General features: G+C 63.2%; 18 protein-coding genes and 2 tRNA genes. 9 read left to right on the top strand and 11 right to left on the bottom strand.

The features are described from left to right. Positions 1-9: 9 nt before the first annotated feature. From gspE to JLC71_RS03345, 3 genes are read right to left on the bottom strand one after another with little or no spacing between them, the layout of a single operon-like run. Positions 10-1,473 (bottom strand): type II secretion system ATPase GspE, encoded by a 1,464-nt coding sequence (gene gspE, locus JLC71_RS03355; protein WP_200917265.1) that lies wholly within the window; start codon positions 1,471-1,473, stop codon positions 10-12. After that, entirely contained in the window at positions 1,470-3,581 is a 2,112-nt protein-coding gene (gspD, locus tag JLC71_RS03350) for a type II secretion system secretin GspD (protein WP_236250961.1), read from the bottom strand. The genes gspE and gspD overlap by 4 nt, the downstream gene beginning before the upstream one ends. Positions 3,582-3,589: 8 nt before the next feature. Then, entirely contained in the window at positions 3,590-4,423 is an 834-nt protein-coding gene (locus JLC71_RS03345; RefSeq protein ID WP_200917264.1) for a type II secretion system protein N, read from the bottom strand. Positions 4,424-4,590: 167 nt separating this feature from the next. Here JLC71_RS03345 and JLC71_RS03340 point away from each other — a divergent pair. The 9 genes from JLC71_RS03340 (at position 4,591) to JLC71_RS03300 (ending at position 15,878) form a co-directional block, all read left to right on the top strand. Further along, positions 4,591-4,666: transfer RNA gene (locus JLC71_RS03340), tRNA-Val, on the top strand. 35 nt (positions 4,667-4,701) lie between these two features. Next, a tRNA-Asp gene (locus JLC71_RS03335) sits at positions 4,702-4,778 on the top strand. Between the two features lie 156 nt (positions 4,779-4,934). Continuing rightward, positions 4,935-6,134, top strand: coding sequence for a PAS domain-containing protein (locus JLC71_RS03330; RefSeq protein ID WP_200917263.1), 1,200 nt, complete (start codon positions 4,935-4,937; stop codon positions 6,132-6,134). A 120-nt stretch (positions 6,135-6,254) separates the two neighbouring features. Further along, positions 6,255-10,136: an ATP-dependent RNA helicase HrpA gene (hrpA, locus tag JLC71_RS03325; protein ID WP_200917262.1), complete on the top strand. Its 3,882-nt coding sequence runs from the start codon at positions 6,255-6,257 to the stop codon at positions 10,134-10,136. A 283-nt stretch (positions 10,137-10,419) separates the two neighbouring features. Further along, positions 10,420-10,677, top strand: coding sequence for a YtcA family lipoprotein (locus JLC71_RS03320; RefSeq protein WP_200917261.1), 258 nt, complete (start codon positions 10,420-10,422; stop codon positions 10,675-10,677). Between the two features lie 16 nt (positions 10,678-10,693). Next, on the top strand, positions 10,694-11,749 hold the full coding sequence (gene mdtN, locus JLC71_RS03315) for a multidrug transporter subunit MdtN (protein WP_200917260.1): 1,056 nt from the start codon (positions 10,694-10,696) through the stop codon (positions 11,747-11,749). A 10-nt stretch (positions 11,750-11,759) separates the two neighbouring features. After that, the gene (locus tag JLC71_RS03310; RefSeq protein ID WP_200917259.1) at positions 11,760-13,817 is read left to right on the top strand and encodes an FUSC family protein; all 2,058 of its coding nucleotides are present in this window, start codon (positions 11,760-11,762) and stop codon (positions 13,815-13,817) included. Between the two features lie 15 nt (positions 13,818-13,832). Further along, positions 13,833-15,320, top strand: a complete 1,488-nt coding sequence (locus JLC71_RS03305; protein ID WP_200917258.1) for an efflux transporter outer membrane subunit — start codon at positions 13,833-13,835, stop codon at positions 15,318-15,320. Between the two features lie 15 nt (positions 15,321-15,335). Continuing rightward, on the top strand, positions 15,336-15,878 hold the full coding sequence (locus JLC71_RS03300) for a TetR/AcrR family transcriptional regulator (RefSeq protein WP_200917257.1): 543 nt from the start codon (positions 15,336-15,338) through the stop codon (positions 15,876-15,878). Positions 15,879-15,992: 114 nt separating this feature from the next. Here the strand turns inward: JLC71_RS03300 and JLC71_RS03295 are convergent, their stop codons facing one another. From JLC71_RS03295 to JLC71_RS03260, 8 genes are all read right to left on the bottom strand, one after another. Continuing rightward, a complete protein-coding gene (locus tag JLC71_RS03295) occupies positions 15,993-17,798 on the bottom strand; it encodes a diguanylate cyclase (RefSeq protein ID WP_200917256.1) in 1,806 nt (601 codons plus the stop codon). 302 nt (positions 17,799-18,100) lie between these two features. Continuing rightward, positions 18,101-19,216, bottom strand: a complete 1,116-nt coding sequence (locus JLC71_RS03290; RefSeq protein WP_200917255.1) for a TIGR03364 family FAD-dependent oxidoreductase — start codon at positions 19,214-19,216, stop codon at positions 18,101-18,103. After that, positions 19,213-20,046, bottom strand: coding sequence for a phosphonoacetaldehyde hydrolase (gene phnX / locus JLC71_RS03285; protein ID WP_200917254.1), 834 nt, complete (start codon positions 20,044-20,046; stop codon positions 19,213-19,215). Before phnX ends, JLC71_RS03290 begins: the two co-directional genes overlap by 4 nt. A gap of 24 nt (positions 20,047-20,070) precedes the next feature. Next, positions 20,071-21,171, bottom strand: a complete 1,101-nt coding sequence (locus JLC71_RS03280) for a 2-aminoethylphosphonate--pyruvate transaminase (protein ID WP_200917253.1) — start codon at positions 21,169-21,171, stop codon at positions 20,071-20,073. A gap of 75 nt (positions 21,172-21,246) precedes the next feature. Beyond that, positions 21,247-22,935: a putative 2-aminoethylphosphonate ABC transporter permease subunit gene (locus JLC71_RS03275; protein ID WP_200917252.1), complete on the bottom strand. Its 1,689-nt coding sequence runs from the start codon at positions 22,933-22,935 to the stop codon at positions 21,247-21,249. Further along, positions 22,932-24,074 (bottom strand): putative 2-aminoethylphosphonate ABC transporter ATP-binding protein, encoded by a 1,143-nt coding sequence (locus JLC71_RS03270; protein ID WP_200917251.1) that lies wholly within the window; start codon positions 24,072-24,074, stop codon positions 22,932-22,934. The genes JLC71_RS03275 and JLC71_RS03270 overlap by 4 nt, the downstream gene beginning before the upstream one ends. Next, positions 24,071-24,637 (bottom strand): phosphonate degradation HD-domain oxygenase, encoded by a 567-nt coding sequence (locus JLC71_RS03265; protein ID WP_200917250.1) that lies wholly within the window; start codon positions 24,635-24,637, stop codon positions 24,071-24,073. The genes JLC71_RS03270 and JLC71_RS03265 overlap by 4 nt, the downstream gene beginning before the upstream one ends. A 149-nt stretch (positions 24,638-24,786) precedes the next feature. Next, entirely contained in the window at positions 24,787-25,803 is a 1,017-nt protein-coding gene (locus tag JLC71_RS03260) for a putative 2-aminoethylphosphonate ABC transporter substrate-binding protein (protein WP_200917249.1), read from the bottom strand. Between the last annotated feature and the right edge of the window lie 65 nt (positions 25,804-25,868).

Below are 25,868 nucleotides of genomic sequence, written 5' to 3'. Positions count from 1 at the left end.
CCTCTCTCCTCAACGCTCGCGCGTTACGCGCCACACCTCTTCCAGACTGGTCTGCCCTGCGCACGCGCGGCGTTCACCGTCCTGGCGCAGCGTCAACATGCCCTGTTGCATCGCATACTGTTTTACGCTGAGCTCGTTGTCACGATTGTGGATCATGCTGCGCATTGCCTCGTCGACCAGCAACAATTCATAGATGCCCGAACGGCCACGGTAACCGGCCTCGTTGCACGCCGGGCAGCCGGCAGGCCGATACAAGGTCACTGCCTCATCGCAGCCCATTGCGGCGCGCTCGGCATCGTCTGCAGCATAGGCAATCCGGCAGTCCGGGCACAATGTCCGCGCCAGACGCTGCGCCAAGACGCCCAACAGCGAGCTGGCCAGCAGGAAGGGTTCTATCCCCATATCGGTCAGCCGCGTGATCGCGCTGGCGGCATCATTGGTATGCAGCGTCGCCAGCACCAGATGGCCGGTGAGCGATGCCTGCACGGCGATCTGCGCGGTCTCGAGGTCACGGATTTCACCGATCATGATCACATCCGGGTCCTGGCGCAGGATGGCGCGCAGTGCCCGGGCAAAGCTCATGTCGATTTTCGGATTGATCTGCGTCTGGCCGACACCATCAAGGTCGTACTCGACCGGGTCCTCGACCGTCATGATGTTAGCGCTCTTGGCATCCAGACGCGACAAGGCCGCGTACAGCGTCGTGGTCTTGCCCGAGCCGGTCGGCCCGGTTACCAGTACGATGCCGTGCGGCTGCTTGAGCAAGGCCTGCAACTGCTCGAGCGTGCGCCCGCCCATGCCGAGCTTTTCCAGATTGAGCCGCCCGGCGGATTTGTCCAGCAGCCGCAGCACCGCGCGCTCACCATGCCCGGACGGCAAGGTCGAGACCCGCACATCCACCGGCCGACCGGCGATGCGCAGCGTGATCCGGCCGTCCTGCGGCAAACGCTTTTCGGCAATATCGAGCCCGGCCATCACCTTGATCCGCGATACCAGCGCCGCATGCAGCGCCCGCTTGGGTTCGAGCACGTCGCGCAGGCTGCCGTCGATGCGAAAACGTACCAACGAGCGCGTCTCGAACGCTTCCAGGTGCAAGTCCGATGCACCTTCGCGCAACGCCTCGGTCAGCAAGGCGTTGATCAGCCGGATGATCGGCGCATCGTCCTGCGAATCAAGCAGATCTTCGATCTCGGGCAGCGCCTGAATCAAGCGCGACAGATCGATCTGTTGCTCGACATCGTCGGCCACGCTCGCGGCCTGGCTGCCGTTGCTGAAGAGCTGCGAGAGCCGCTGCTCGTAGTCGGCGGCATCGACCAGCTCGACGTCGAGCGGCTTACCGGCGACGCGGCGCAGCTCGTTCAGCGCCGACAACGGCGCACCCTTGCGCATCAGCACCTGCACGCTGACGTCGTCGCGACCGATATCAACAACACCGCGGTCGCGGGCGAAATGAAAAGGCACCAAACGACTCATGGCGTGACGGCACCCGCCGGCGATTCGACCTTCGCGCCGACCGGCGACGGCACGGCGACGGGTGTGGCCGGCAGCTCAGGCAACAGGACCTTGGGCAGATCCGGCAGGAAGGGATTGCTGTCAAAGCCGAAGCCGGCCTGCTCGTTGCGCAGATACTGGTAACGATCGGTCGATAGCGTATTGCTCGCGGCACCATCACGCAGAATCACCGGGCGCAGAAAGATCATCAGATTGACCTTCTGCCAATTGCGGCTCTGGTACTTGAACAGATTACCGAGCCCCGGAATATCGCCCAGCAGCGGCACCTTGTTGCTGCCGCCGTCGACCTGATCCTGGATCAGCCCGCCCAGCACCACCACCTGACCATCATCGACCAGTACCTTGGATTCGAGTGCGCGCTTCTTGGTGGCGATACCGGCCCCATTGGTATTCACGGTGTTGTCGATGCTCGACACCTCCTGATACACCGACAGGGTAATACTGCCGCCCTCGGACACCTGCGGTTTCACCCGCAGCGCAATCCCGATGTCCTTGCGCTCGATCGTGGTGAACGGGTTGGGATTGCTGCCGGTCGACGATTGCGTACCGGTGATGATCGGGATGTTCTGGCCGACCATGATCCGCGCTTCTTCGTTATCGAGGGTGATCAGATTCGGCGTGGAAAGGATGTTGGCATCGCCACTGTTCTGTAGCGCGCTGGCCAGAATCCCCAGCGTCGGCTGCTTACCGCCTTCCTTGAACGGATTGCCGTTCACGACGCCGACGGTCAGCCCGCCCGGAATCGCCCCGGGGTCCTTGTTGACGATGCCGCTGATCAGGTTGCCAATGCCGTTTGACAACATTCCCAAGGCACTGATGCCAACGCCTGAAACATTATCGCCGCCGCCACCGAGCAGCCATTGCACGCCAAACTCGCCAACTTTGCTGGCATTGACCTCGGCAATCATCGCTTCGACATAAACCTGCGCCCGGCGCACATCGAGCTTATCGATCACCGAACGCAGATTGTTGTAGACATTGTCCGGCGCGGTGATGATCAACGAATTGGTCATCGGATCAGCCTGCAACATCACCGTGACACCGCCGATTTGCACGCTCGCGGCCGAGCCGCCGGTGCTGGTTGAACTCGAACTCGTCGGCGGCAACGACATCCCGCCGGTACTGCTGCTTGTTGTCAGCGAGGGCGCGCTGCTGGGGCTGGTTTGACCGCCACCGCTATCCTGGCCGGTGAGCACACCCTTGAGCGTGGCGGCCAGTTTCACGGCCTCGGCATTGCGTAGATAGACCACATGGATATTGCCGCCAGCAGCGCCCGGTTGATCCAGCGTCTGGATCAGACGCCTGATCTGCTGGGCGTGCACCGCGTTCTCGCTGCGCACCAGCAGGGTGTTGCTGCGCACATCCGGCACCACGCTGCTGCGGCGTGCGCCATCGCCCGGCACACCGCCGCCGGCCGCCCCCTGAGCATTGATTTCAGGCATCAGCCGCGACAACATCTGCGACACATCGACTGCCGATGCGTATTTGAGCTGAACCGGGAAAATATCCGACTGTGCCGGCTGATCGATGCTCTGGATGATGCGGTTAAGCCGGCGAATATTGTCGGCATAATCGGTGATCACCAAGGTATTGGCCGGCAAATAAACCGAAATCGCGTTATTGGCCGACACCAACGGCCGCAAAATCGGCAAGACCTGATTGGCCGATTCGAATTTCAGCGGATACACCTGCGTAACGATCTTGTCGCCTGCAGTGCGCAGCTCCCGACTCTCGGTCGGCCCGCCACTGGTTTTGGCATCCGCCTCGGGCATCACCTTGACCAGATTACCCGATTCGACCGCGGTAAAGCCTTGCTGGCGCAACGCCGACAACAAGACCGGGTAAACCGATGCCTTGTCGACCGGCTGTGCCGAAACGATATTGATCGTGCCTTTGACGCGAGGATCGATCAGGAAATTCTTTCCGGTGATCAGCCCGACCGCTTTGACGGTCGATTCGATATCGGCGTTGACGAAATTAAGCGTCACCTTGTTATCGGCCGCATAAACATGAGCTGCGAGCAAGCTCGCAAACAGGAAGCAGCGGGATGCACGAAGCATGGGTTTCATTGTATTTTTCAAGGTTGAATTTGGTACTGCAGCGTGGTCGGAACGCCGCCGCGCAACACCGAAAGCCGGATCTGCGCCTGCTGGCTGAACGCGGTAAATACCAGCGACATATCGGCTGGCTGCGAAAGATTCTGCCCGTTGACCGCTTTAAGCACGTCACCGGCCTGCAACTGGAGTGACTTGGCCAGCGGCTGCTGCGCCGGATCGGCGATCAGGATGCCGCCTCCCGGCGATGGCGCCAGGCCTTTGGCCCAATCAGCGATATTACCGGCCTGCATCGTTGCGGCCAGTTGTCCGCGAAACAGCGTTGCTACCGGCACGTCGATCGCCGGCGCCGCCCCCGGTGCGGAACGGCTGGTCGGAGCGGAGCCGGAAACCCCCGGCTCACTCGCATCCCGGCCATCAAGCATCAAGACCTCACGCTTTCCCTGCCGATCCAGCTCGACTCGATCCCGCGCCACGCGCACCAACTGCACGCCCGGTTGCAAGGACTGGCCAACACGCAAGGCCACCGCGCTGGCCTCAATACCAGTGAATATGGCGGCACTACTGCGGTCATCTCCCGCGATCACCGCGACCAGGCGAGCAGAGAGGGTACTGGCGGCGGCCTCGTTGGCGCCGGAGACGCCAAACCACGAAGACGCACCATTCCAGGCCCGCACGCGCGCGGGCGGCGGCGGCAAAGGTGGCGTCAGACTGGGGGCCGTCGATCGCGGCGCGAACAATTGCCAGAAAAAGCCTGCTGCCAACCAGGCAATCAGCAGGACCAACCCCAGCTCCATGACCGGGATGACGCCAGCCAGCGTAAGCCGGTGACGATTCAGTGCAAAAACTCGCAACACTTGTCTTGTCCAAACATTACATAAAGGTGAAAAGTTCCTCGTTTTTATACCCCAAGCTTGTTACAGCCGCCACCGCGTTCAAGATCCGCCGTTCAACTGCTTATTTTTCAAAAAGATGTTGACGACTGAAAATTCACATGCTTAAATGCGCTCCTCGTTTGACGAACGGGTGATTAGCTCAGTTGGTAGAGCGTCTGCCTTACACGCAGAATGTCGGCGGTTCGACCCCGTCATCACCCACCATCACCCTTTACCCAAAGGGATAGCGAGACCGCTGCGGAGCGGTAGTTCAGTTGGTTAGAATACCGGCCTGTCACGCCGGGGGTCGCGGGTTCGAGTCCCGTCCGCTCCGCCAAAACACAGCAAAAAGCCAGCGCAAGCTGGCTTTTTGCATTTGCGCGCGCCGGTTGTTGCAGCCCGTTACCACTATGGGCCCGCCGAATGGTCAAGCTGCAGGGTAGCCCGATACACTCTAGTCGTTTTCGACACTTCGGACAGGCGCTACCACGGCATGCGCACCCTGCCTCTCCCTTCCACCCTGGCCGCAGCCGGCATCGTGTTGCTACTGGCCTTGATCCACGTACAGGCCGGCCCCGCTGCGACGGCTAGCCTGCTGGCGCTCGAGCTTGCGCTGGCCGCCTGCGCGCTGGTGCTGCTTTGGGTCGCCCGCCGCCCCGCCACCCCGGCCGTACCAACGGACAACTTTGTCGATCTGCCGCGCTGCCTGCCCGATCTCGTCTGGCAAATCGACTACGCCAGCCGCTCCGCGCTGTCGCTCAACACCCAAAATCTGGAGCAGCACCCGGCACCGGGCGGTGGCAACAACCGCATCTCCTCGCTTTTCCCCGCCCGCATCGCCCGCCAGTATCTCGAAGCACTGATTGCGGTCCAAAGCAGCAACAAGCCGCAGCACTTTGAATACAGCATCGGTAACGAGGAGCGCAACGCCCGCGCTTTTGAAGTCCGCATCATGCCGCGCAGCGCGCGCGAATGTATCGCGCTGATCCGCGACATCAGTGTCGTCAAGGACACCGAAGAAGCGCTGTTTCAGCAACAGCTCTTCGTCAATCAGATTATCGATGTCAGCCCCAATCTGATTTTCGTACGCGACCGGCACGGCCGCTTCCTGCTGGTGAACCGCGCCACGCAAACCACGCTCGGGCACGATTTGCTGGTGCAGTCGCACATGGGACTGGAGGACGACGCACTGCCGTTTACTGCCGGCGACACCGAAGTGCTTGAGCACGGCCAGACCATCCGCGTCGTCGACCATTGGACCTTGCCCAGTGGTCGCACCCACTGGTTCGACATCACCAAGCAACCGCTGGTGCGCGACGGCCAAGTCTATATCCTGTCGATCGCCATCGACATCAGCCACGTCAAGGCAGCCGAAGCCGCCCTGGCGCTGACCGACCCGCTGGCCGGCGATATTGCCGACGCCCTACCCTGCGCCTTCCTGCTGGTGCGCGATGCACAGATCGAATTCGCCAATCTGCGCGCGTGCGAGTTTCTGAATACCCCGCCGGCTGCGCTCCTGGGCCGACCGATCGATGTCATTGCCGGTACGCCGCTACTACCGGGCGAAGGCGAACTGCAACGCCAGACCCGGTTCACCGTACCGGGCGGCAATGCCATTTTGCTGAGTGAAGCGTGCATCATCAGCAGCAGCACGCAGAGCCTGACGTTGATCCTGTTGCAGGCAGCGCCGTAAGCAGCCGTTTGCAATCCATTGCACGCGTTTCCTGCTAGGCGACGTACAAATCCAAGCATCCGGAGTGCGGCCGGGTGCGCATGATAAAATGCGCGGTTACGCAACCCATGCCGCGCCGTGATGACCGCTCCTTCTTCTCTCGCCGATCTTCTGGCCCAAGTTCCGGCACGCGATCGCGCCTTGCTGGCAAAAAAACTCGCCACGCTCGATGCCCGCCGCGGTAGCGGCAAACCGATCGATCGCATTGAGGCCGACCTTGAGCGCGAGCTGACCGCAGCCGCGGCCAAGACCGCGCGCCGGCGCGAACGGCTGCCGGTGCCCGAGTTTGATGAATCGCTGCCGGTCAACCAGCGTCGCGATGAGATCCGCGCGGCGATTGCCGCCAATCAGGTAGTGATCCTTTGCGGCGAAACCGGCTCGGGCAAAACCACGCAGCTACCCAAAATCTGCCTCGAGCTCGGTCGCGGCATCAACGGCCTGATCGGCCACACCCAGCCGCGCCGGCTGGCCGCGCGCTCTGTGGCGACCCGCATCGCGCAGGAGCTCAAATCCGAACTCGGCAGCATCGTCGGCTTCAAGGTGCGCTTCACCGAGAAATCCAGCGGCGACAGCTATATCAAGCTGATGACCGACGGCATTCTGCTCGCTGAAACGCTGTCCGATCGCTACCTGACCGCCTACGACACGATCATCATCGACGAGGCGCACGAACGCAGCCTCAACATCGACTTCCTGCTTGGCTATCTGAAGCAACTGCTGCCGAGCCGGCCCGACCTCAAGGTCATCGTCACCTCGGCGACGATCGATGCCGACCGTTTCTCCACACACTTCGACGGCGCACCGGTGCTCGAAGTCTCTGGCCGTACCTATCCGGTCGAAGTGCGCTACGCACCGCTGGAAAGCCGCGACGAGGACGACGCCGAGATCGAGATGGAAGAAGCCATCGTCGCCGAGGTCGAACACCTGTGGCGTCACGATGGCGCCGGCGACGTACTGGTGTTCCTGCCCGGCGAGCGCGAAATCCGCGAAACCGCCGAAGCATTCCGCAAGGCCAAGCTGCGCGACGCCGAGGTGATTCCGCTGTTCGCACGGCTATCGAACGAAGACCAGCAACGAATTTTCCGGCCCGGCAATGGCCGGCGCGTGGTGCTGGCGACCAACGTCGCCGAGACCTCGCTCACCGTGCCCGGCATCCGCTACGTGATCGACTCGGGCCATGCCCGCGTCAACCGCTACAGCACGCGCGCCAAGGTCGAGCAGCTGCTGGTCGAGAAAATCTCGCAGGCGTCGGCCCGCCAGCGCGCCGGTCGCTGCGGCCGGGTGTCGAGTGGCGTGTGCGTGCGGTTGTACTCGGAAGAAGACTTCAACCTGCGCTCGCCGTTCACCGATCCGGAAATCATCCGCTCTAGCCTCGCCGGGGTGATCCTGCGCATGGCGGCACTCAAGCTCGGCAAGGTCGACGCCTTCCCCTTTCTTGAAGCGCCATCGAGCCGGCTGATCACCGATGGCTACCAGCAACTGCACGAGCTCGGCGCCGTCGACGATCAGGACGAGCTGACCCCGGTCGGCAAGCAGCTGGCGCGGCTGCCGGTCGACCCGCGCCTAGCGCGGATGCTGCTCGCCGGTCACGAACAGGCCTGCCTGCATGAAGTGCTGATCATCGCCTCGGGCCTGTCGGTGCAAGACCCGCGCGATCGGCCGTTCGATGCCCGCGATGCCGCCGACCGCGCGCAAGCGAAGTTCGTCGATGAAAAATCCGATTTCCTCACCTATTTGAACCTGTGGGCGTTCTTCGAGAAGGCCGTCGCCGAGAAAACCTCAAACAAACAGCTGGTCGAGGTCTGCCATGCGCATTTCCTCTCGCACATCCGTCTGCGCGAATGGCGCGATCTGTACCGCCAGCTTGCCGATATTGTCGACGACCTCGGTTGGCGCAAGACCGAGAGCGCCGGCACCTTCGAGCAAATCCACAAGGCGCTGCTGACCGGGCTGCTGGGCAACCTGGGTTTCAAGCAGCCCGAGAACGACGAATACCTTGGCGCCCGCGGGATCAAGTTCAATATCTTCCCTGGATCGGCACTGAAGAAATCGCGGCCGAAATGGGTGGTCGCCGGTGAACTGGTCGAAACGACCAAGCTGTACGCGCGCGGTGTTGCTGCGATCGAATCCGAATGGGTCGAGAAAATCGCCGCCCATATCAGCAAGAAGCAGTACTTCGAGCCGCACTGGGAAAAAGCCGGCGCGCAGGTGATGGCGAGCGAGCGCGTCACGCTATACGGCCTGCCCATCGTCAACCGCCGCCGGGTTCATTACGGCCGGATCAACCCGGTCGAAGCGCGCGAAATTTTTATCCGCGAAGCGCTGGTTCGTTTCAACTACAACACCAAGGCCAAGTTCTTCGACCAAAACCTGGAGCTGCTGCTCGAAATCGAAGAGCTCGAACACAAGGCGCGCCGGCAGGATGTGCTGGTCGACGAAGAAGCGCTGTATCGCTTTTTTGACGAACGCATCCCGGCCGATATCGTCAACGGCGCGAGCTTCGAGGCATGGCGCAAGAAGGCCGAGCAGGATAATCCGCAGCTGCTATACCTGACGCGCGAATTCCTGATGAGCCACACCGCCGACGCGGTGACCGAAGATCAATTCCCGGCGTTCTTCAAGCTCGCCGAGGCCAAGCTGCCGCTGGCCTACCGCTTCGAGCTCAACCACCCGCTCGACGGCGTGACGCTGACGTTGCCGCTGCATCAACTCAACCGCGTCAACCATGCGGTGTTCGATTGGGTGGTGCCGGGCATGCTGCGCGAGAAGGTGACGCTGCTGGTCAAATCGCTACCCAAAGCGATTCGCCGCGTCTGCGTGCCGGTACCCGAATTCGCCACCCGCATGCTCGGCGAGCTCGACAAGGCCGACCGCGAGGCGCCGCTGCTGCCGCAACTGGCGCACGCGGTGAACCGTGGTACCGGCCTGACCGTGTCGGCCGACGAGTTCGACCCCGGCGTGCTGCCGGCGCATTTATTGATGAATTTCCGCGTCGTCGACGACGCCGGCCAGGAACTGGCCAGCGGGCGCGACCTGATCGCGATCCGCGCGCAGCTCGGCGAAGCAGCACAACTGACGTTCCGCGATGACGCCGACGACAACGGCATCGAGAAGAGCGGCATCGTGAAATGGGACTTCGGCGATCTGCCCGAGCAGCTCACCTTCAAGCGCCACGGTCGCAAGCTCACCGGTTACCCGGCGCTGGTGCCCGATGAAGACACATGCGCGATCCGGCTGTTCGATACCGCCCACGCCGCAGCCGAAGCACACCGGCAAGGCGTGGTGCAGCTGCTGCGCTTCGAGCTCAAGGAGCACGTGAAGCAGCTGGAAAAATCGGTGCCCAACTTCCAGCAGCACGCGATCGCGCTCCGTGCCACGCAGAACGCCGACGAACTGATGACGGATATCGTCGCGGCAATCTGCGATCGCGCCTTTATCGGCGACGACGACGCACCGCGCAGCAAGAAGGAATTCGACAACCAGAAATCGCGCGCCAAGGTGCGCCTGCCGAGCGTGCGCGATGCGGTGGTCCGCACGCTAGCGGCCGTGGTCGCCGAGTATGTACCGATGGTGCTGGCGGCGGGCAAGGCCGGCAACATCAGCCAGCAACTGAATCAACAGCTCGGCAAACTCGTGTCCAAAGGATTCCTGGCCGCAACGCCGTGGGAGCAACTGCCCCGCTTGCCGCTGTACCTGAAAGCCATGCGGGTGAGACTGGAAAAGCGCGTTGCCAATCCGCAACGGGATGGCCAGCGCAACGCCGAAATCACCGAGCTGTGGCTGCGCTGGGAATCCGAGCTCGACAAGTGGCAGCGCGAAGGCCGCGACACCACGCCCTTGCTGCCATTCCGCTGGATGATCGAAGAGCTGCGGATCTCCCTCTTTGCCCAAGAGCTGAAAACACCGTATCCGGTGTCGCTCAAGCGGCTGAACAAGGTCTGGGCCGACATGACCCGGCGTTAGAACCCTGATCACCACCCTGCTGCGCATCGCTCGCGGCAGGGCGTGAACTGGCGCTTTCTGCGCCAGCATCCATTGCATCGACCGGGTCTTCTCCCGGCTGATCGCTTCTCTCCCGCCTATCCTGAAGCACCGGCAATGCCCGCCCAAGTCCGAGCACTCGGTAATCGTTGGCCATTGCAACATTCATTGCATTCGATATCATACAGACCTGTATGATACATTTGAATGTCATGCACGCGTTGCTACCCTCGCCATCACGACCACCTTCACGAAGGATCGCTCCATGAAAAGACCGGGTCTCGCGCTTGCCGCAAGCGTTTTGTTGAGCGCCTGCAGCAGGGCCCCCTCGATCAACGTGCTCGGGGCTTTCTTTCCGGACTGGATGTTCTGCATTGCGGGAGGCATCGCGCTGACGCTGATCGTGCGCGCATTGCTCGGCCGGGCTGGTTTGGGCAATCGCATCGGCTGGCCCGCACTGGTGTACACCGCGCTGACGGTGCTGTTCTCGCTCGCCGCATGGCTTCTCTTTTTCCAGCACTGATCACGGGGTGATTGAGATGACCACCAACAATACCGACCGTCGCCCCGGCAAGCTGATCGCCCTCATTCTCGTCGTCGCCGCCATCGCGCTGGCGATTTACGTGATCTGGCGGCTCGATACCGCGCCGCGTACCGACGACGCCTACGCCTATGCCGATACCATCAGCGTGACGCCGGAAGTCAACGGAGTGATCACCGAACTGCTGGTCAAGGACAACCAGGCGGTAAAGAAGGGCGACGTGCTGCTCAAGATCGACCCGCGCCCTTATCGAGAAACGCTGACCAAGGCCAAGGCATCGCTGGATGCGCTGGATCAGGAAATCGCCCTCAGCCAGCGCGGCGTCAACGCGCAGAAACTCGGCTCGGATGCCGCCGGCGCCAATGCCGAACGCGCACGCGTTGCCGTCAAGCAAGCCACCGACACGCTGAACCGGATGGAGCCGCTGCTCGGCAAGGGCTATGTTTCGGCCGAACAGATCGATCAAGCCCGCTCGGCGCAGCGCGCGGCGCAGGCGCAGTTGTCGGCAGCGCTGCTGCAGGCGCAAAGCGCCACCGCCGCGGTCAGCGGCGTCGATGCGCTGGTCGCCAAGCGCACCGTGGTGAATGCGGAAATCGCGCTGGCCGAACTCAGCCTCGGCCATACCACCGTCGTTGCGCCGTTCGACGGCCGGGTCATCGGCTTGCGCACCTCAGCAGGCCAGTTCGCCGCCGCCGGCCACCCCATTTTCACGCTTGCGGATACGCGCCACTGGTATGTGATCGCCAACTTCCGCGAAACCGAGCTGGAACACATCCAGACGGGTGCGCCGGCGCAGGTTTACCTGATGAGCAATACCGGCAAGCGCTTCAACGGCAAGGTTGAATCGATCGGCTACGGCGTTTTTCCGGATGACGGCGGGATGCAGATTGCCGGCCTGCCGCGCGTACCCCGCTCGATCAACTGGGTGCGCGTCGCCCAGCGCTTCCCGGTTCGCATCCTGGTCGAAAACCCTGATCCGTCGTTGTTCCGCATCGGCGGCTCGGCGGTGGCGCTGCTGACCGGCGACGCACCGGCCGCCAAGGACGCACGCTGAGGCGGCGGCGATGAGCGAAACCGCCCTGAAGCACCCGACCGCATCGCGATGGTGGCAACTACTGTGCACCGAGCTAGCCCCCTTTCCCGGGCGCGGCGATGCGGTGCTGCGTTACGTGGTCAGCAGCGCCATCATCATTGTCATTTCGATGGGCCTGCAGATCCCTTTTCTGGCACTGTCGCTGATCATGGTGTTCTTCACCGCGCAGGACAACACGGTGATGACCAAGCTGTCCGGCGTCATGCTGATGCTCGGTGGCACGCTGGCCATCAGCCTGGCGATCCTGCTGCTCAAGTACACCTTTGACACACCGATGCTGCGCATCATCGGCGCCAGTGTCATCGTATTCGCCGGGATGTACTTCATGCGGATCAGTAAGCTCGGGGCCATCGGCTACCTGACCGCGCTGCTGATCATCTACTCGCAAAGCTTTGTCGACGAAATCCAGATTCCGGAATTACTGATCCGCGTCACCTTGTACAGCTGGGTGGCGACGATCTATCCGATATTCATCACCATGGCGGTCAACGCACTGCTGCGCCCGGCCGATTCACGCGTCATGCTGCGCGATGAAATGGCGCGCCAGCTCGACGATGTCGTCGCCGTACTTGACGCCTGCCAGACCGGCAGTGCAATGCCACGGTTCGATATCGCCAAGGTCGAGCGCGGCGTACTGTCGCTGCACCGGCATCTGGCGTTCGCGGCGATGGGCGACAAGACCTATCAGCGGGATAAAACACGACATCAGCTGCGCATTACCACGGTCGATCGCCTGCACACCGCGGCGGTGCACCTGAGTCATCAACCAACGTCCTTGACCGACGTCGACACCTTGCGTGCCGCCGTCAGCGCGCTGCGCCAGGCGATTGTCGATCAGCAGACCTTCCGCCTTGATGCGCCGCTCCCCGCCAGCGACGACAGCACGCTCAGGGAAATGGCCGATGCGCTGCAATCGCTGGCCGAACTCGCCGATACGCCACTGCCGGCCGCACCGGCCGACAAGGGCGGGCTGATCGTCGCCGATGCGTGGACCAACCCCGTTTACCCGCAGTTCGCGCTGAAAACGCTGCTGGCCGCGCTGATCTGCTACGTTTTCTACACCGCGACCCACTGGCAGGGCATCCACACCAGCATGCTGACCTGCATCATCGTCGCCTTGCCCAGCCTTGGCGCGGTGGCGCAGAAAGGGCTGCTGCGCATCGGCGGTTGTCTTGTCGGCAGCCTGCTGACACTGCTGGCAACGGTGTTCGTGATCCCATACATCGACAGCATCACCGGCCTCTTGATGCTGTCGCTACCGATCATTGCGCTCGGCAGCTGGGTCGCGGCCGGTTCGCCCCGCAGCAATTACGCCGGCCTGCAGATCGTCTTCGCCTTTGCGCTGGCGCTGCTCGAAGGTTTCGGCCCAGTCACCGATCTGACCGAAATTCGCGATCGCCTGATCGGGATTCTGGTCGGGATTCTGGTTTCCTACGTCGTGTACACCTTCATCTGGCCCGAGCGCGAGGGCGATGCGCTACGCGCCTTGCTCGGCAAACTGTTGCGCAGCATCGCAGCTCTGGCCGTGGCCGGGCGCGATGCGGCATCGGTCAACGCCAGCCGGCTCGATATCGCCAAAGCCCGTACTCAGGGATGGTCGTTGCTCGCCAGCACCCGCGAAATGCAATCGCGCATCGCCGCCGAACCGGGGGTACAGGTCTATTTCACCACCGACACCCATGGCTGGTTTGTCGAGGTTCGGCAAGCGCTGTTTGCCGTGAACCGGCTGCAAACGGCACTCAGCCACGATGACGAACCGGACGGCGAACTGCACCGCCTCGGCACCGCGGTCGCCGATGCTGCGGCGGAACGGTTGCAAAGCCTGGCGAGCGCATTCGAGCAGCATGCGCCCAGCCCGGCCAGCCCGATGCCCGCAGCCGTCGCGGCGTTCGATACCGCGCTGGCGCGCCACGCTACACCGCACACCGAGCTGATGGAGGCCGTTCACGCCGTGGCACAGCGGCTCTCGCAGCTTCACTCCAGTACGCTGGCTCAAGCAGCCGACGAATTCGCCGCCAGCCCGGCCTGAACCAAGGGTAGCCCGATGACACACACCGCCCCCCTCCTCCGCCGCGCCGTATTGTTGCCGATCGCCTGCGCGCTCGCCCTGCTCGGTAGTGGCTGCGCGATGATCCGCAACGACAGCGCACCGATGGCGCAAATCGATACCCAGCAGATCCGCCTGGCCGACGACATCAAGCTCGCCCGCGACGGCTGGCCACAAGCGCAGTGGTGGCAGCGCTACAACGATGCCCAGCTGAATGCGCTGATTGCCCAGGCGCTCAAGGACGCGCCGAGCATGACGATCGCCAAGGCGCGCGTCGATACCGCCGGCGCGCAAGCCGCGTTCGCCGATGCCAACACCGGCCTGCTGGTCGGCGCCACCGCGTCGCTGAACCGGCAAAGCGTGTCCGAAAACGGTTATCTCGGCCCGTTCGCCCAAAACGCCCCGGCACTGGGGCTGACCGGCCCGTGGTACACCGAAGGCACGATCGGCATCGTCGCCAGCTACAGCTTCGACTTCTGGGGTAAGGAGCGCGCTCAAGTCGACGCGGCACTCGGGGTGCAGAACGCCAAGCTGGCCGAAGCCGCCCAAGCCGAGCTGGTGCTGTCGTCGCAAGTCACTCAAATCTATTACGACATCCAGGCGCTGAACGCGACGCTGGCCCTGCTCAGGCAAGCCAGCGCCATCGAAACCGAAATGGTCGCCGCGCATACCGCGCGCGCCGACCGTGGCCTTGAATCGCGCACCATGGTCGAGCTGGTTCGTGTCCACAAGCTGGAGCTCGACAAGCAAATCGCCGGCACCGACAACAAGGTGCGCGTACTGAGCGAAACGCTGCGCATGCTCGTCGGTGCGAAATCCGGCGATGCCTTCACGATCAAGCCGGCGCCGCTGCCGGCCAGCGCCGGCGAAATGCCCACCTCGCTCGGGTACGATCTGCTTGCACGCCGACCTGATCTGCAGGCGATGCGCTGGTATGTGCAAGCGTCACTCGATGGCGTCGATGCCGCCCGCGCCGCGTTTTACCCGAGCTTCGACATCAAGGGCTTCCTGGGCCTTGATGCCTTGCATCTGGCCGATCTGCTGCACAAATCGAGCCGACAGATCAATCTGGTACCGGGGCTGACCTTGCCGCTGTTCGATAGCGGCCGGCTCAATGCCAACCTCAAGACCGTGCGCGCCAATAGCGACGTAACCATTGCGCAATACAATGCCGCCGTCACCAATGCGGTGCGTGAAGTGGCGCAGGCGGGAATCGAATTGCAGGGTTTACAGCAGCAGGCTGAGATCCAGAACGCCAAGCTCAAGGCCACGACCTTCGCCGCCGACAGCGCCGCCGCGCACTATGAGCGCGGACTGGCCGATCGCGTCGCCGCGATGGAAGCCCGGCTGCCACTGCTGTTTGAACAAGGCCAGCAGCTGGCGTTGCGCAGCAAGCAGATCAACACCGAAATCGCGCTGACCGCGTCGCTCGGTGGCGGCTATCAGGCCAGCAACGATCCGCAGCGCACCGCATCAGCCAAATAGCGCGGGCTTGAGACGGTGAACGACCACGATCCGCTGGCAACGCGGCAAAAGCTGCTCGACGCCACCGTCGAGCTATTGTTTGCCGACGGCTACGCCAGACTCAGCGAACCGCGACTGTGCGAGCACGTCGACCTGACGCGCGGCGCCTTGCGCCACCACTTCCCGCAGGGAAAATACGATCTATTGCCGGCGCTGGTCGACCAGCTGTTCGAGCGCACGCTCGCCGGCGTACTCAAGCACGGCGGCAACACGCCGCTGCAGCGCTTTCGGCTGCTGCTCGAATATCTGCAGCAAGCACCCGAGTGCAATCTGCTGGTGCTGCTGATGGAGCTGTGGATCGGCAGCCAGAACGACCCCCGGCTGGCCACGGCCGTGCTGCCGCGTTTCCAGCATTGGCTGCCCCACCTGTTCACCTTGATGCCCGGCGAGCGTTTGCCGCCCGAGCTATTGAAGCTGCGCTTTACGCTGCACGGCGCCATCCTGCATCTGTACGGCAACAACGCCAATCCGGACGATTTCGCCGCGGCAATCGCCCTGCTGCTGGAAGACCTGCAGTAAGCGGCAACCGCCCAAGTCCCCGCTCGCGCAATCACCGACGGCAGGATGAAGCAGCAGTGGCATCCCGATGGCAGCACGCCACCCGGCGATCGCACCGAAAGATCGTGTAGGCCGCTAAGCCAGACACCAGCCGTCACGCCCCTTGGCCTTGGCGCGGTACATCGCCTGATCGGCCTGACGGATCAGCACACTGACCTCGGCGTTCCGCTCCGCTGGCAGCGCGATGCCGATGCTCGCACTCACCGCCAAGCTAATCCCCACCGCATGATGCACCCCGCGCACCGCCTCGTTGATCTGCATGGCGATGCGTTCGGCATCGTCGGGCTCTGTGACGTTTTCCAGCAGCACGACGAACTCGTCGCCCCCCAGCCGAGCCACGGTATCGCTGGCACGCACCTGCTGTTGCAATATCTCGGCAATGACCTTGAGCAGCTGATCGCCAACGTCATGACCGTAGCAATCGTTTACCGCTTTGAAGCCGTCGACATCGATCAACAGCAAGGCCAGTCGGCCCCCATTGCGACCGATACGGGACAAAGCGGTTTTCAATCTGTCGTGCAGCAGCAAACGGTTCGGCAGCCCGGTCAGCACATCATGGTGCGCCAAGCGGGTCAGCTGCGCCTCGCTGAGCGCGAGTCTGGCATTGGCGTCGGTCAGCGCCTGCGTGCGCTCGGCGACCTTGGCTTCAAGCACCTGTTCGCTTTCGCGTGATGAGCGCAGCGCCATTTCGCGCGTCGCCAGCAGCTCGGTTTGCGCCGCCTCGGCCTGCTTGCGCGACGCCTGAATCCGGTCGGCCAGCGCGAACGACAGCAGCAGCATTTCCAGTGCCGAACCGATCTGCATGGTATTGCTGGTCAGTGGATTGGTCGGCAGCCAGGCCAGATTGCGCATCGCCATCATCGCCACACCAACCAGCAGCAAACTCCACGCCAGCAGGAAATAGCGCGCCCCGGGCTGGCGGCGGCGCCAGCACAGCACGCCAACAACCACCGCAAGCAGCGAGAACGCAGCACCGAGCAACGAGGTCACGACGGCAGCCCACTGGTAAGGCAAGAGCGCCGGCGCCAGCGCGGCGAGCCCAAAGCCGATCATCAACACGACGATCAGCCGGTCGGCTTTCGGCGAAAACCTGCCGGTATCCAGAAACATGCGCGTAAACAACGCGCCGAAAAAGCCGGTGGCGGCAAAGCCACTGGGCAGCGCGACATTGCCCCATTGCGGCCAGTCCGGCCATGGGTACTGGTTGCCCAGGCCGTTGAGCGAAAGCTGCCCCACCGCCATGCTGGCGGCGAAGGCAACATAAACGAGGTAAATCGGCTCGCGCAGCGAGAAAAACAGCAGCAGGTTGTAGAGCGCCAACGCCAGCAACATGCCGTAATACAAGGCCAGCATCGCGTATTCATCCTGGTTGTGCTGCTGGAACGCCGCCGGCTGCCACACGCGCAGGGGCACGGTGAGATTGCCCTCGGAGGTTACACGCAGATAAAACTCGGACTCGCCCGGCGGCAGGCTGAACGGAATCAGGAAATTGCGGTTGGCCATGGGCCGGTGCGCAAAGGGCAGGCGATCGCCCAGCAGCAACGGCGCGGCCTTGTCCGGCGGGTACGCCAGAATCCGGTCCAGTGATGGATAGCCGATTTCCAGCAGCCAGTTGGCCGGCGCCGCAGCATCGCGCCGCAGTGTCAGCTTCAGCCAGTACGCGCTGTGTGAATAGCCGAAATTCGGATCATGGGTCGCCGACGCCAGAGGCTTGAACGCGTGGTGCTGCCGGCGCACCTCATCGATCGTCAGCAGTCCGCCCCGATCTTCGAAATACGTTACCGCTGGTGCAGGATTGAGCATCTGCGTTTGCGGCATCAGTGTCACGGCCGACTGCGCCAGCGTAGCCAGACTCAGCAGCAAAAGCGCAAACCAGCGCATGGCCTTACCCTCATCAACGATGACACGATATTGACATAAGTCTTTATCAGGATAGGTTTTATCGTCAAGTCACTGCGTAGTCGAAGATGCGTGCCCGGCCAACGGCATGACTTCAAACGGCCCGTGGGCTGGAAACGGTTATGGACGGCAATCAGCGCATCGCAAGTACTCAACTTACAGCGATGCCGGTTGGTGATGCGTGGCTCGCATGGCGCGGGAGCCGGGCCCGGCGCACGGCGAACATATCCAGCCGCCATGCGGCGGCGTATTGGGATCTGCCCCCCCACGCCGCCATTGCATATCTACGCCAGTGCGGTACTCAACACCCGCTCGGCCAGCCCGAACGACACGCTCATGCCGATGCCGCAGGTGATCGCCACGGTGGTGATGCCCGGCGCCGGCTGTTTGAGCAGATACCCGTCCGGGCCGCTGGCGTACACGCCCTGCCAGCGCTCCAGCACCGTCAGCTTGCGGCCCAGCAGCGATTCGGCCAGCTGCAGCAGCCGCGCATCGATCGCCTCGGCATTGAACGGCGCCGGCGCTTCGCCATAGCGGTGTGAATCGCCGATCAGCAACTCGCCCGATTCGCCGACCTGCTGAACGATCAAATGAATACCCTCGGCCAAGAGCATCGGGTCGGTCTCATCCAACTGTTGGCGCAAGGCGGCAAGCGATTCAAGCCCGGCGAACGAGCCGTAGCGCAGCGTCGACATGCCGGTCATCAACGCCGGGCCAAGCGTGAGCCCCGGATTGGCGACCCGCAGCATTTGCAAGGCGCAACGCTGCAACGGCGGCTCGGCGTAGGCTGCGGGGAACAGCGTCTGGAAGTCGTGACCGGCGCAAATGATCGCGCGCCCGGCGTGCCAGACGCCGCGGCTCGTGGTCAGCGTCGGCAGGTCGATGGCGTTGACCTGCGCACCGAAAACGAACTCGACGCCATAGGTTTCGGTCAACCAGGCCACAAGGCGCGGGATCGCCACGCGTGACTCGAAAGCGATCTCAGCGCCGCTATGAATCGCACCGGCAACGCCATCGGTCGGCAGGCCATACGCGCCGACCTCGGCCGAGCTCAGGAGCCGCGTGCCGTAGGCCTCGCCACGCAGCGCCTGAAATTCCTCCAGCACTGCCTGTTCGACCGCGTTGCGCGCCACGGTGACGCTACCCTGCGCCTTGTGCCAGCAGACGGCCCTGGGCAACACGTCGAGCCAGATATCGCGGCTGGCCTGCGCCAGCGCGTGCATCTCGCCCTCTGTTTGCCCGAGTACCAGGCCGAGGCCAAAGTTGCGGATCGACGCACCCAGTGGCTGAGCATCACGCTCGAACACCGTCACCTTGTAGCCGCGTTTCGCCGCCGCCAGCGCATGCGCCAAGCCGACGATACCGGCGCCGACGATGGCGATATCGCAGCGTCGGTTCATGGGCGTTCGCCCTTGGCCAGCCGCGCGTTGATCTCGGCGATCACACCGGGCAGATCGGCGATGCTGTCGACGACGAAATGCGCGCCGGCGGCATAGAGTTTTTCGACCGCCGGTGCTCGCCGCTTGGCTTGCTCGATTGGCGACAACGCCACCCACTCTTCATGCGTCAGCCCGACTTCATTGCCCGATGCCGACAACCCGACCGTCCACATCCCGGCCGCCAGTCCCTCGGCAATGCCGGGCACGGTGTCGTCGACCTTGACGCACGCGGCGACGTCGCCGACGCCGAGACGAATGACATTTTCCAGCGCCATCCACGGCCCCGGACGGCCGCCGGCGGCCAGATCGTCGGTGGCGATGGCGCAATCGGGCGAATAACCACGATCGGCGGCGATCGCGACCAGCGTATCCATCACCACGCGCGGATAACCCGAGCACGAGCCGATCCTGATGCCCTGCGCACGCAGCGCGGCAATCGCGTCGAGCGCGCCGGGGATCATCTGCGAGTACTGGCCGACCTTGGCCACTTGCAGCGGCATAAAGGCTTCGTACACGGCGTCGACATCGCCATCGCTCATGGCGCGGCCATACTTCGCCTGCCAGCGCGCCGCCACTTGCGGCATGTCGCCGAGCGCGCGGATGTGATCCCACTTGGCGAGGCCCATCGGCACCCGTGCTTCGGCCATGTGGATTTCGACGCCGAAACCACCGAGCGCGTCGATCAGCACCTGCGTCGGTGCGAACGAGCCGAAATCGACCACGGTGCCGGCCCAGTCGAAAATCACCGCTTGCAGCTTGCCGGCGTAGCGGCGGGAATAACGGTAGTTCATGGTTTTATCCTTGATCTCGAAGAGTTAATGAGTCCAGCCGAGTTCGGCCAGCGCATCGGCGACCACGCCGACGGCCTGGCCGATTTCGGCGCTGTCGATCGCGCCGATGCAACCGACACGGAAGGTTTCAACCGCGGTGAGCTTGCCCGGATAGAGCACGAAACCGCGTGCGCGCACCGCTTCGTAAAAACGCTTGAAGTCGTAATCGGGGTGATTCGGCGCGTGGAAGGTGACGATGATCGGTGCCTGCAGCGATGGCTCCAGAAACAGCTTCAGCCCCAGCCGGCCCATGCCGGAGATCAGCGACCGGCAATTGGCGCTGTAGCGTGCCAGCCGTGCCGGCTGGCCACCTTCAAGGTGGTATTGATCCAGCGCGGCGGCGAGCGCGGCGACCACGTGGGTCGGCGGGGTGAAGCGCCACTGGCCGGTTTTTTGCAGATACAGATACTGGTCGACCAGATCCATCGCCAGCGAATGGCTGTTGCCGGCCGATTCAAGCAGTGCATCGCGGTCGACAATGATGAAGCCCATGCCGGGCACGCCTTCGAGGCATTTATTGCTCGATGCGATCAGCGCATCGAAAGCGATTTCGCGCGCGTCGATCGGCAGCGCACCGTAGGCACTCATCGAGTCGACGATCAGCCTGCGCCCTGCCCGTGCCACCACGTCGGCGATCTCGGCCAGCGGGTTGAGGATGCCGGTGCTGGTTTCACAGTGAATCACGCCAACGTGGCTGATCGCCGGGTCGGCCGCCAGCCTCGCGGCGACTTCTGCCGGATTCGGCGGCGTATCGTCGGCGGCTTCGTAGATGGCAAACGGACGTCCGATCATCTCGGCGATGCGCGCCAGCCGGCGACCATAAGCGCCGTTGACCAGCACCAGCAGCTTGCCGTTCCTGGGCACCAGATTGCCGATCGCCGCCTCGACCGCGAACGTGCCCGAGCCTTGCAGCGGCACGCAGACGTGGGTATCGCCGCCGTGAACGATGTTCACCAGATCGGCGCAGACGCGGGCGGTCAGCGCGTTGAAACTATCGTCCCACGAGCCCCAGTCGGTCAGCATCGCGGTTTTGGTCGCCAGACTGGTCGTCAACGGCCCCGGGGTTAACAGTATAGCTTCTCTCATCGCTGGTCTCACATTCATCTAGACGAATTTTCTACTTCAAAAAAACCGGAGCATGCCCCGGAACGGCCCCATCATTCAACGCGTACGCCACGCCTGGGTTTTTCTGCCCAGCCCCCACGATGCAAGGCTGAACACCAGGCAGACGCTCGCCGATGCCAGCACGATCAGCGTCGCCATCGCGGCGGCGGCGGCGGTGTCGCCGGCGTCGTCCATATTCAGCACCGCGACCGATGCCAGTACGGTATCGGGCGTGTAAAGGAAGATCACCGCCGACACCGTCGTCATCGCCGAAACGAAGAAATAGCGGGCGATATCGAGCATCGCCGGCAGGCACACCGGCAGCGTGACGCGCCAGAACGTGATCCAGAACGGCACCTTGAGCGAGGCGGCCACGGCTTCGAATTCGCCGTCGAGCTGCTTCAGTGCCGTGGTCGCGGTCAGGTGAGCGGTGGTATAGAAGTGCACCACCGAGCAGATCACCAGCGCGGTCAGGCTGCCATAGAGGAAGTGCAGCGGATTGCCCGGATCGTTGAAGAAGAAAATGTAGCCGAGGCCCAGCACCAGGCCCGGCACCGCCATCGGCACGATGGCGAGCATTTTCAGCAGTTGCCGCGCCACCGGGGCGACGCTCATCTTCTCGGCCAGGTAGGCCCCGCCAAAGACCGTGAAGGTGCCGCACACGGCGGTCGCCAGTGCGAGCTTGAGGCTGTTGAAAAACGCCGCCCAGCCCCCGCCGTCCATATTGTCGAAATCGAAATGCGCCAGCGTCGGCGCCAGGTTGTACGGCCATTGCTTGATGAAGGCTGCGGCGATCGCCGTGCCGAGGATGGCGAGCAGCGCGCCGCCGATCAGCACGCACGTCACCAGGCTAAGCAGATCGACCCAGCGTTGCGGCCTTGCCACCAGCGGCTGGGCACGCGCCGTCAGCAGTGCACGCTGGCGCTTTTGCAGCAGATGGTCGATGACGAAACTGAGCACCGCCGGCAGCAGCAGCAGCACGCCGATCACCGCGCCCTTGGGGAAGTTCTGCTGGCCGATCACCTGCTTGTACGCTTCGACCGCGAGCACGTTGTACTGGCCGCCGATCACCTTAGGCGCGCCGAAGTCGACGATCACCAAGGTGAACACAACCAGCGCCGACGAGATCAGCCCGTAGCGCGCCGCCGGCAGCGTGACGGTCAGAAAGCGGCGGATTCGGCCTGCGCCAAGCGCCGTCGCCGCTTCGTACAGTCGCGCATCGGCGACCGACAAGGCGGTGACCAGGATCATCAGCGCATGCGGAAAAGTAAAAAACGCCTCGGCGATGACGATGCCCCAGAAGCCGTAGATGCTGCCATCGGGAAACCAGCTTTTCAGCATGCCCTGATTGCCGAACAGGTAAACCAGCGCGATACCGGGTAGCAGCGACGGTGCGAGCAGCGGAATCAGTGCCAGCGCGCGAAACAGCGGCTTACCCGGCATGCAGGTGCGGGTGAGCGCGGCGGCGAACACATAGGCCAGCGGCAGCACGATCGCGGTCGTGGTCAGGGAAACGGCAAAACTGTTCGAGACCGCGCTCCAGAAGCGCTCGCCGCCGGCAATGGCGACAAACTGCGCCAGCCCGGCGTAGCGGCCGTCGTCGCCGGTCAGCGCCTTGCCGAGAATCGCCGCCAGCGGCAGCGCCAGAAACACCACCAGGCCAAGCGCCAACAGCCATGTCACCGCGCCGGCGACGTGCTGGCTGCGATCGTCGGCGATGCGCTCCCGCATGCGCAGCGCGATCATGTCGCGGCTCCGGTGCGCGTATCCGCAAAGGCACGCAAGCGCGTCGCCGGCAAGGAAACCGGCACCATGCGCTCCAGCGACAGATTCAGCCGCTCGAACTCGCCACGACTAACATCGGCGACGACCTGCAGATTGCCCCAGCCCGGCACCGACAGCCCCACGCGGTACAGGCCGCCGAGCAGCTCGATCTTGCGCACGTGCGCCAGCGCCGTATTGGCAACCCGCGCTTCGGCCGGCCCCCAGTTGGCGTGCAGCTGCACGTCCTCGGGGCGGATGAACAATTCGACCGCGTAACCATCGGGCCGCGGCGGCGTCACCGTGGCACCGAGCAGTGCATCGCCAAGCAAGACCTGGCCAATCCCGGCCGACACCGCGTTGAACCAGTTGGATTGGCCGACAAAATCGGCGACAAAACGGCTCGCCGGTCGCGTATAGATTTCCTCCGGCGTGCCGATTTGCTCGATCACGCCGTGGTTCATCACCACCACGCGGTCGGCCATCGTCAGCGCTTCTTCCTGATCGTGCGTGACCATGATCGTGGTGACGCCGAGCTTTTGTTGCAGCGATTTGATCTCGCGGCGCAGGTGTTCGCGCACGCGGGCGTCGAGCGCCGACAGCGGCTCGTCGAGCAGCAGCAAGGATGGGCTCGTCGCCAGCGCCCGCGCCAGCGCGACGCGCTGCTGCTGGCCACCGGAGAGCTGCGCCGGGTATTTGCCCTCGATGCCGGGCAGGCCAATCTGCGCCAGCAGTTCGGTGACGCGAAGCACCTTGTCTTCGCGCCGCCCCTTGAGGCCGTAGGCGATGTTCTGCGCCACGGTCAGGTTCGGGAACAAGGCGTAGCTCTGGAACACGATGCCGTAATCGCGCTGCGCCGCGGCCAGCCGGCTCACATCGCGCTCGCCCCTGCCCTGATCATCCATATACAGCGCGCCTTCGCTCAGGCTTTCCAGGCCGGCGATGATGCGCAACAGCGTGGTCTTGCCGCAGCCAGAAGGCCCGAGCAGGCAAAGGAATTCGCCTTTTTTCACCGACAGCGAAACGCCGTCCAACGCGGTAAATGCACCGAAGCGCTTGCCGACGCGTTCAACCCGGAGCGCGTCGACCGTAACGGTCGCGGCCTGTTGCCAATCCCGATTCATTGCAGTTCTCCAGCCGCCACGCGCTGAACGCGCTGGGCAATGCCAAGGTAGTGGGTCAGCGTCGGCGTCGGCTTGCCGACCACCTTGGCTTCGTCGTCCCAGCGGCGCAGCGCCACCGCAGCGGCGGCGTGCGGATTGCGGGAAAAGCGTTCGACTTCGACCTCGTTCATCACATCGCCTTGCAAAACCAGCGACGCGCGCGACGCAGCCGATAGCGCTTCGAAATAGCCCGGGTCGACCGCGCACAGGTAACGTTTGGCGCTGACATGCAGCGCAATCGGCGCCAGCACATCGTCGGCAAACAAGGTTTTAAGCGCAGCGACGCCAAGCTGTTCGTGCTGATCGTCGATGCCATTGGCGACGTCGTCATCGCCCTGCCCGGCCAGCAAGTGGCCGACATCGTGCAGCAGCGCCGCAGTGATCAGCGCGTTTGAGGCACCATCGCGCTCGGCACATTCGGCACTTTGCAGCGCGTGCTCCAGCTGATTGACCGCTTCGCCGCCGTACAGCGAAACCGCGCCGTATTGCAGCAGCTTTTCCAGCCCCGACCAGTCGAGAACCATGATGTTTCCATTTCGTTCAAACCGGGGGCCACTCTAGACGGGCTGTATTACGCGCCCATGACGTCTAGACGAATTTTGCTCGATGCGGATGACCGTCGATCAATGCAAACAGCCCCGCAATGCGGGGCTGTTTATGGATACGATCCGGCTTATTTTTTCGGCTCGGACTTGGCGTCGTAACGCTTGGTCCACTCGGCCAGGATCTTGTCGCGGTTGAGCGCCGACCACTTCAGATCCTGCTTGATCAGCAGCTGCTCGTAATTGGCCGGAATATGCGCGTTCGGCTTGGCAATCCCCGGCATCGCGACGATGGCGAAGTTCTTCTCGTACAGCTCGTTGGCCGAGCGCGATGCCGACCAGTCGGCCAGCTTCTTCGCCGCATCGACATTCTTGGTGCCCTTCATGATCGCCGTGGCTTCGACGTCCCAGCCCAGACCTTCCTTCGGGAACACCAGATCAATCGGTGCACCGCCCTCCTTGAGCTTGGCGGCGCGGTATTCGAACGAGATACCGATCGGGAATTCACCCGCCGCAGCCTGTTTGCACGGCTTGGAGCCCGAATGCGTGTACTGGGCGATGTTGTCGTGCAGCTTGTCCATATAGGCCCAGCCGTCCTTCTCGCCGAAGACCTTGAGCCAGGCCGAGACGTCGAAATAGCCGGTGCCGCTCGACGCCGGATTCGGCATCACGATCTTGCCCTTGTACTCGGGGCGGGTCAGGTCTTTCCAGCTTTCCGGCTTCTTGATGCCTTGCTTGGCGGCTTCGACGGTGTTGAAACAGATCGTCGCGCCCCACACGTCCATGCCGACCCACGCAGGCGGGTTGGCCGAGTCGACATAGGCCTTGGAGAGCTTCTCGACACCCTTGGGCGAGTAGCCCTGCAACATGCCTTCCTTCTCCAGCACCAGCAGCGACGACGCAGCGACGCCCATCACGACGTCGGCTTGCGGGTTGGCTTTTTCGGCCAGCAGCTTGGCGGTGATGATGCCGGTCGAATCACGCACCCACTTGATCTTGATGCCGGGATTTTCTTCTTCGAACTTTTGCTGATAAGCCTTGAGCTGATCGGCTTCGAGTGCGGTGTAAACGGTCAACGTGGTATCGGCGAAGGCGGAGCCGGCAAATGCGCAGGCAAGACCGAATACGAGGCGGTTCAGGGATTTCATGGCTGCGATCCTTGTGCGATCTAGAGGGAGGGAAATCGCAGCGGATTCTAGGCAGCGCGTATTAC

The sequence above is a fragment of the Jeongeupia sp. HS-3 genome (genome assembly GCF_015140455.1).
Lineage (GTDB): Bacteria > Pseudomonadota > Gammaproteobacteria > Burkholderiales > Chitinibacteraceae > Jeongeupia.
Note: the sequence above shows the minus strand (reverse complement) of the source record. Positions and strands in the feature narration are given on the sequence as shown.